The sequence below is a fragment of the uncultured Microbacterium sp. genome, assembly GCF_963521645.1.
Taxonomy (GTDB): domain Bacteria; phylum Actinomycetota; class Actinomycetes; order Actinomycetales; family Microbacteriaceae; genus Microbacterium.
Map to the genome: position 1 here is coordinate 21053 of NZ_CAUQVQ010000032.1, position 8392 is coordinate 29444.

The window sequence follows — 8392 nt, forward strand, 5'->3', positions numbered from 1 at the left end:
TGCTGTCTCCGGGCTCGTTCCGGCAGACTGGACCAGTGCCGTCCACCGTGTTCGATCTCGCCGCCATCGGCGCGGGACTCTCGTTCGCGGATGCTCTGAGCGACCTCGAGAACGCGCTCGACGCGAGCGACTCGGTGGTGGTGAGCGCACCTCCGGGCACCGGCAAGACGACGCTCGTGCCGCCCCTGCTCGCTTCGCGCTCCGCCGGTCGCGTGATCGTCACACAGCCCCGCCGCGTGGCCGCTCGCGCCGCCGCCCGCCGGCTCGCCCAGCTCGACGGCTCTCCTCTCGGCTCGCGCGTGGGCTTCACCGTGCGCGGCGAGCGCTCGGCGGGTCGGGACACCCGAGTCGAGTTCGTGACCGCGGGGGTGCTCCTGCGGCGGATGCTCGACGACCCGGGGCTCGACGGGGTCGATGCCGTCATCATCGACGAGGTGCACGAGCGCGCTCTCGAGACCGACCTGCTGATCGGACTGCTCTCCGAGGTGCGCGCGCTGCGTGACGATCTCGTGCTCGTCACGATGTCGGCCACGCTCGACGCTGCGCGCATCGCCGCGGTCATCGGGAGCGATGACCGCCCGGCACCGATCGTCGAGCACGACGTGCCCGCCTTCCCTCTCACCGAGCGCTGGGCACCGAGCGCCGCACCTCGTCTCGATGAGCGCGGAGTCACCTGGGCGTTCCTCGATCACGTCGCTGCCACCGCAGCATCCGCCGCCCTCGATCTGACACGCACCGACTCCGCGGCCGACGTGCTGGTGTTCGCGCCCGGCGCCCGCGAGGTGGCCGAGCTCGCGCGTCGCATCCGCAGCGCGAGCAGCGCGTTCGACGTGCGGGAGCTGCACGGCCAGATGCCCGCGGCCGAGCAGGATGCCGTGATCCGCGGGCGCCTGCCCCACGAGCCCGCGCGCATCATCGTGACGACGTCGATCGCGGAGTCCTCGCTCACCGTGCCCGGCGTGCGCCTCGTCGTCGACAGCTGTCTCGCGCGGCATCCGCAACGCGACGCCGGCCGAGGCATGACGGGGCTGGTGACCACCGCGGCTCCACGTTCGTCGTGCGTGCAGCGAGCCGGGCGCGCAGCGCGCCAAGGACCGGGGACGGTCATCCGCTGCGTCGATGAGAGGACATACGCGGCCGCCCCCGCTCGCGCGGTGCCCGAGATCGCGGTGAGCGATCTCGCCGATGCCGCCCTGCTGCTCGCCTGCTGGGGAGCACCCGGCGGGGCGGGCCTGCGCATGATCGATCCGCCGCCCGCAGACGCCCTGGCAGACGCCGTCTCCGTGCTGCGCGGCCTGGGAGCGGTCGACGGCCAGGGGCGAGCCACCGAAGAGGGGCGCGCGCTGGCCCGCATCCCGACCGACCCGCGGCTGGCCCGAGCGCTCCGCGACGGTGCGAGAGCGGTCGGAGCACGACTCGCGGCCGAGGTCGTCGCCCTGCTGGGGGGAGACACCCGCATCGGCGACGCCGACATCGCCACGGCACTCGTCTCGCTGCGGGGCGGACGCACCCCCGAGTCCCGCCGGTGGCGCAGCGACGCCGACCGCCTCGAGCGGATGACGCCCGCGACGCCCGGGATACGCCCCGATCTCGACGGCGTCGGGTTCGTGGTCGCTCTGGCCTTCCCCGAGCGCATCGCCCGTCGCGTCGAACGATCGGCGGAGGGCGCGACCTTCCTGTTCGCCTCGGGTACTCGCGCGGCCGTGCGGGGGCCGCTCGCGGCGGGCGAATGGCTCGCCGTCGCCGAGGCCGCGCGCGTCTCGGGGCGGGTGACCGCGGGATCCGGAGCGATCATCCGTGCCGCGGCGACGGTCACCGAGACGCAGATCGAGAGGGCCGCGAGCCACCTGATGACCGACCTCGTCGAGGCGGAGTTCGTCGGCGGCCGCGTGCAGGCACGGCACGAACGCCGGATCGGCGCGATCGTGCGCTCATCTGCCCCCGTGCGGGCGTCGGTCGCCGAGGGTCGCGACGCTGTGCTGCGCGCCCTCCGACGTGACGGACTCGGGGTGTTCAGCTGGTCCGACGCCGCCGCGGGTCTGCGTCGACGACTGGCCCTGGTCCGGCGCGAACTCGGCAGCCCCTGGCCCGACGTATCGGACGCCGGACTGCTCGAGACCCTCGACGAGTGGCTGGCTCCGGAGCTCGATGCTCTCGCCGACGGCGCCTCGGCCGCGCGCATCGATCTGACGCCGGCATTGCGTCGCCTGCTGCCGTGGCCCGAGGCCGCGCGCCTCGACGAACTCGCCCCCGATCGTCTCGAGGTTCCCACCGGGTCGAGGGTGCGCATCGACTACCCGATGCATGACGATGCGACCGGGCGACCGGTCGTCGCCGTGAAGCTGCAGGAGTGCTTCGGCTGGGCCGCCACACCGCGCCTGGTCGACGGGCGGGTGCCCGTGCTGTTCCATCTGCTGTCGCCGGCGGGACGCCCGCTCGCCGTCACCGACGACCTCGCCTCGTTCTGGTCCGGCCCCTACGCGCAGGTCCGCGCCGAGATGCGCGGGCGCTACCCCAAGCATCCGTGGCCGGAAGACCCCTGGGCCGCCGTGCCCACGAAGCACACGAAGAACCGCACGGCGCGCTGAGCAGCGACCGAGCATCGCGATCGCCGTCGGGGCACGAGAGATCGGTCGTGTCGACTGCGCCTAGTCGAGCAGGTGCCGCAGATACCGCGGCGGGTCCTGCAGGAACGAGCGCCAGTGGTTCACGAGCTCGAGGTCGTTCCACTCGGCAGGACGGATGCCCCACTCCCCCACCTCGAGGATCCGGGCGCCCGGCAGCGCGGCGAGCACCGGCGAATGCGTGGCGCACAGCACCTGTCCGCCGTCGTCGACGATGCGCTGCAGCACGGCCATGAGGGTGAGCGTCGACTGGAACGAGAGCGCGGCTTCGGGCTCGTCGAGGCAGTAGAAGCCGGGTTCGTCGAACCGGCTGTCGAGGAGCGCGAGGAAGGATTCTCCATGACTCATCTCGTGGAACGCCACATCGCCCCGCGCGGAGGGATTCTCTTCGAGGCAGGTGTAGAACGAGTGCATCGTCTCGGCTCGCAGGAAGAATCCCCAGCGGTTCGCTCCGACACCTCGCTGCAACTGCAGCCACTCGGACAGGGGGGATTCGGTCGGCCGGGTGCTGTGCATGGCGTTGCGCGACCCGCCCTCGGGCGAGAGACCGTAGGCGATCGCGATCCCCTCGACGATCGTGGACTTGCCGCTGCCGTTCTCGCCGACGAGGAACGTCACCCCGGGCGAGAGGTCGATCCCCTCCTCCAGCACCTGGGCCACTGCGGGGATGCTCGTCGGCCAGATCCGCCCGACCTCCGGCGCGTCGTCGCTCGCTCGCACGGCGACGACCGGCTGCTCTCGCCGACGACGACTCCCGGGGGTCCAGATCGATTCCATGCGTTCCTCCTTCGAAGGAGGTTAGCCGCAGGCACCGACGCGACCGTCGGGACATCGGATCAGCATTCGATGACGTTGACCGCGAGACCGCCCTCGCTGGTCTCCTTGTACTTCGTCGACATGTCGATGCCGGTCTGACGCATGGTCTCGACCACCGCATCGAGTGAGACGTAGTGGCTGCCGTCGCCGCGCAGCGCGAGACGGGCAGCCGTGACCGCGGTCGACGCGGCGATCGCATTGCGCTCGATGCACGGGATCTGCACGAGTCCGCCGATGGGGTCGCACGTGAGTCCGAGGTGGTGCTCCATCGCGATCTCGGCGGCGTTCTCGATCTGACGGTTGGTGCCGCCCATGACGGCGGTCAGACCTCCGGCGGCCATCGCGCACGCAGAGCCGACCTCTGCCTGGCATCCGCCCTCGGCACCCGAGATCGAGGCGTTCGCCTTGAACAGCGAGCCCAGCGCCGTGGCCGTGAGCAGGAACCGACGGATGCCGCGGCGACGGTTCGCATCGGCGACCGCGTCAGGATCGTCGATCGCGCCGACCGCGACCAGCGACGGCTCGGCGCCGAAGCCGAGCAGCGCGCTGCCGACCAGCTCTCCGTACGGCGTCACGGCGTTGCCTGCTCCGAGGCCCGAGTCGGCGAGGAACCTCCACCAGTACATCGCGACGGCGGGGAGGATGCCGGCGGCACCGTTCGTCGGAGCGGTGACGACTCGACCGCCCGCGGCGTTCTCCTCGTTGACCGCCAGGGCGAACGCACCGAGCCACTCCCCCGGCAGCTCGCGGTGTCCGTCGGCCTCCGCGTCCTCGAGCTGGGCGCGGATCATGCTCGCCCGCCTCTTGACCTTGAGCATGCCGGGCAGCACTCCGTCGGAATGCAGTCCGTTGTCGACGCACGCGGCCATCGCATCCCAGATCGCATCGAGTCCGGCCGCGACCTCCTCTTCGGAGCGCGTGGCCGTCTCGTTGAGTCGCGCGATCTCGGCGATCGAGAGTCCGTGCTCGTCGCACAGCGCGATCAGCGACGCGGCGTCGGCGTATGCGTAGGGCAGCGGAGCCGCTGCGAGCGTCGCCTCCTCGCCGTCGCGACGGATGAACCCGCCGCCGACGGAGTAGTAGGTCTCCTCGGCGACGACACCCCCGGCGGCATCCCACGCCCTGATCGTCATGGCGTTCGGATGGCCGGGCAGTCGGGTGCGGGGCTCGAACACGATGTCGGTCTTCGCGAACGGGATCTCGTGAGACCCGTCGATCCGCAGCGTCGCACCCTCGCGGAGGTCGGTCCACGCGGCCCGCACCTCGGCCGGGTCGCAGGTCTCCGGCGCCAGGCCCCGCAAGCCCGCGACCACCGCATCGGGCGTGCCGTGCCCGATTCCGGTGGCACCGAGGGAGCCGTAGAGCGTGCATCCGATGCGTGCGACACGATCGATCGCGCCTGTCGAACGCAGGCCTCGGGCGAACACGAGAGCGGCCCGCATCGGCCCGACGGTGTGGGAACTCGAGGGGCCCACTCCGATGGAGAAGAGATCGAAGGCCGAGACGTACGCTGTCACCTCCTCAGCCTACGTCGTGGCCGCGAAGACGGGTCGGGGCATCGCCGTCAAGGCCCTTCTCGCCGCGGAGCCGGAGTCCGATGCTGGTGGGGCATCCGATGCGAAAGGGACGATCATGACGAACAGCACGCCCGAGCAGGACCCGACCTCCGACCTCGACCCCGAGGCCCAGACCCCGACCCCGACGCCGTCGTCGGGCGATGCCGGTGAGTTCACGGACGCGGGGAGAACCGCCGAGAAGCCGGCCGAGGCCGATTCCCCTGAAGATGCGGACCCCTCCGAGGTGCCGAGCACCGACGAACTCGAAGAGCCGAGCACCGAGAAGGAGCCCTCGGAAGAGCCCAAGGCCCCGACGCGCAACGACCCCGAGCCCGACCATGAGGCGGTCGGGATCGGGGTCATCGACGGTCCGGAGACCGACGAGGGCGACTGAGCGACTCCTACCCCGCTCCGCCACCCGGCCGCTCCCGTCGCGATGCACCCTGCGACGGGAGCGAGTTCGGGGAGGGCTACTCGACGAGCTTGCCCTCGGTGTCGACCTCGCGCATGAGCTCGGCGATCTCCGCAGGGATCTCGGGGATCGACTCGTGCGTCACGCCGCCTGTCGGCGACCACACGAGGTTGACCTGCAGTGTGGGGTCGGTGTCGGGATAGTCGCTGCGGTTGTGACATCCGCGCGTCTCCCGCCGCTCCAGCGCGGCCTCGAGAGTGGCCCGGGCGGCAAGCGCCGAGGCCTTGAGGTCGAACGCGTGCGCGAGGTCCTGGAACCCGGCGATGTCGGGATGAATGCCGATGTCCTCCATCCGCCCCTCGATCATGTCGAGGTCGGCGAGACCGGCCCGCAGGCCCTCCTCCGAACGGACGACGCCCGCGTGCTGCGTCATCGTGTTGCGGATCGCACGCTGCAGGGCGCGGACGTTCTCCCGGCCGTCTGCGGCGAGCAGGTCGTCGATCTCGGCGCGTGCCCGGGCCACGGCATCCGCCGATCGACGCTGGGCGTCGAGGCCCGCCGCGTGCGCCATGGCCGCCTGCCCGACGATGCGCCCGTAGACGAGCAGCTCGATGAGCGAGTTCCCGCCGAGTCGGTTCGCGCCGTGCAGACCGCTCGACGCCTCGCCGATCGCGTACAGCCCGTCGACGTCGGTCTGATGGTCGTCGGGCCGCACCCACACGCCGCCCATCGAGTAATGCGCGGTAGGCGCGATCTCGATCGGATCGGTCGTGATGTCGAGCATCTGCAGCTCCATCATCGTCTGGTACACGCGGGGCAGACGGGTCATGATGGTCTCGCGCGGCAGGTGCGAGACGTCGAGCCAGACGCCGCCGTTCTCGGTGCCTCTGCCCTCGGCGATCTCGGTGTAGGCGGCGAGCGCGACGCGATCCCGGGTCGACAGCTCCATGCGCTCGGGGTCGTACGTCGACATGAACCGCTCGCCGAGCGCGTTGCGCAGGATGCCGCCCTCGCCGCGCGCAGCCTCGGAGATGAGGGTGCCGGCGGCGTTCTCGGGTTCGATGATGCCGGAGGGGTGGAACTGCACGAGCTCGGGGTCGCGCAACCGCGCACCGGCCTCGACCGCGAGCCGGAACGAGTCTCCGGTGTTCTCGTCGCGGCGCGACGAAGTGCGCCGCCAGATGCGGTTGTGGCCACCCGCGGCGAGGATCACGGCATCCGCGTGGATCAGGTATCGCGTGCCGTCGGACTGGTCGAAGCCGTAGGCGCCGAACACGACGTTGTCGCGCACGAGCAGGCGCGTGATGTAGACGTGGTCGAGGATCGGGACCTCGAGCTGTTCGGCCTTGGCGACGAGCGTGCGCTGGATCTCGAGGCCCGTGTAGTCGCCGGCGAACGCGGTGCGACGGAAGGTGTGCGCTCCGAAGAAGCGCTGCGAGATGCGGCCGTCGTCTTCGCGCGCGAAGTCCATTCCCCAGCGTTCGAGGTCGCGGATGCCGCGCTCGGCTCCTCGGGTCACGATCTCGACCGTGTGGGGATTGGCGAGCAGGTAGCTCTCCTTGATGGTGTCGGCGGCGTGCTGCTGCCAGCTGTCGCCCTCGTCCATGGTGCCGAGGGCTGCGTTGATGCCGCCGGCGGCGAGGGAGGTGTGGGCGTCCTGTCGGGGGCGCTTGCCGACGGCGAGGACGTCGATGCCGTGCTCGGCGACCTCGATCGCGGCCCGGAGCCCGGAGCCACCGGTGCCGATCACGAGGACCGTGGTGGAGATCTGACGTTCGCGATGACTCATGCACTCCACGCTAAGCACGGCCATCCGATAACTCCAATGCATAGTTCTACTGGTATCGATAGGATCGGGGCATGAACCTCGAGCAGCTCCGCGGGTTCGTCGAGGTCGCCCGTCTCGGCCACTTCACCCGTGCTTCCGAGTACCTGCATCTCGCGCAGCCGTCCCTGAGTCGACAGATCTCGACGCTCGAGCGCGAGCTGGGCGCCGAGCTCTTCCACCGAGCCCGCGGCCACATCGCGCTCACCGCCGCAGGAGAGGCTCTGCTCCCCCGCGCTCAGCGGATGCTCGCCGAGGCCGAGGCGATCCGCGACGAGATGGGCGAGCTCGCGGGCCTCCGTCGCGGCCGCGTGCGGCTGGGCGCTCCGCCCACACTCTGCATCAGCCTCGTCGCCGAGGCGATCAGCGCGTTCCACGCCGCCCACCCCGGCGTGGATCTGCACCTCGACGAGAGCGGCTCGCGACTCCTCGTCGACCAGCTGGCTGTCGGCGCGGTCGACATCGCCCTGATCACCGAGTCGACCGGTCCCCCGCCCTCGGGCTTCAGCCTCACCCGCATGCCCCTGCTCACCGAGGAGCTGGTGGTCGTCTCAGCGGCGTCCCGCCCTCCCGTCGCGATCACCCCGGCGATCGGACTCGACCACCTCGCGACCCTCCCGCTGATCGCACTCGACGAGACCTACGAGCTGCGCGCGACCACCGATGCCGCCTTCCGCGCCGCGGGCATCACGCCGAACCACGTGCTGGAGGGCGCGGAGATGGATGCTCTGCTCCGCTTCGTCGAACGGGGGGTCGGAGTGGCCGTCGTGCCGGCCATGGTGCTCTTCGATCAGCCGGCACTGCGCTCAGTGCGGCTCACTCATCCGATGATGCGGCGCACCGTGAGTCTGGCCCACCGCGCCGATGTGAACCCCGCGCTGGCGGTCGCCGCGATGCGGGACGTGATCGTCGCGACCGCCGCGGACTACGCGCGACGGGACCCCGCGATCACGAGCCTGCGGGACTGATCCCTAGCCCCGTCGGGAGCGAGCTTCCCGCTGACCCGGAGCTTCCGCACCCGCTGGGAAGGAGATCTCCCGCATGGAAGGACGGAACTCCGCATCCGTTCCTTCGCTGCGCGAGATCTCCTTCGCAGCGGGGCGCGGATGCTGCAGAACGCTCCCGGACATGCGGAAACCCCCGCCGCATTCGCGACGGG

At 71.1% G+C, this 8392-nt stretch carries 6 protein-coding genes; 3 read left to right on the top strand and 3 right to left on the bottom strand.

What is annotated here, in order from left to right:
- Window positions 1-35 precede the first annotated feature (35 nt).
- On the top strand, window positions 36-2588 hold the full coding sequence (gene hrpB, locus RWO82_RS09105) for an ATP-dependent helicase HrpB (protein WP_314425924.1): 2553 nt from the start codon (window positions 36-38) through the stop codon (window positions 2586-2588).
- A 60-nt stretch (window positions 2589-2648) separates the two neighbouring features.
- Here the strand turns inward: hrpB and RWO82_RS09110 are convergent, their stop codons facing one another.
- Window positions 2649-3401, bottom strand: coding sequence for an AAA family ATPase (locus RWO82_RS09110; RefSeq protein ID WP_314425926.1), 753 nt, complete (start codon window positions 3399-3401; stop codon window positions 2649-2651).
- A 59-nt stretch (window positions 3402-3460) separates the two neighbouring features.
- The gene (locus RWO82_RS09115) at window positions 3461-4957 is read right to left on the bottom strand and encodes an L-serine ammonia-lyase, iron-sulfur-dependent, subunit alpha (protein WP_314425929.1); all 1497 of its coding nucleotides are present in this window, start codon (window positions 4955-4957) and stop codon (window positions 3461-3463) included.
- 115 nt (window positions 4958-5072) lie between these two features.
- On the opposite strand from RWO82_RS09115, the gene RWO82_RS09120 reads away from it, so the two are divergent.
- Window positions 5073-5390 (top strand): hypothetical protein, encoded by a 318-nt coding sequence (locus tag RWO82_RS09120; protein WP_314425931.1) that lies wholly within the window; start codon window positions 5073-5075, stop codon window positions 5388-5390.
- Between the two features lie 76 nt (window positions 5391-5466).
- Here RWO82_RS09120 and RWO82_RS09125 read toward each other — a convergent pair whose 3' ends face one another.
- Window positions 5467-7197: an FAD-binding protein gene (locus RWO82_RS09125; RefSeq protein WP_314425933.1), complete on the bottom strand. Its 1731-nt coding sequence runs from the start codon at window positions 7195-7197 to the stop codon at window positions 5467-5469.
- A gap of 71 nt (window positions 7198-7268) precedes the next feature.
- On the opposite strand from RWO82_RS09125, the gene RWO82_RS09130 reads away from it, so the two are divergent.
- The gene (locus tag RWO82_RS09130) at window positions 7269-8201 is read left to right on the top strand and encodes a LysR family transcriptional regulator (protein ID WP_314425935.1); all 933 of its coding nucleotides are present in this window, start codon (window positions 7269-7271) and stop codon (window positions 8199-8201) included.
- The last annotated feature ends 191 nt before the right edge of the window (window positions 8202-8392 follow it).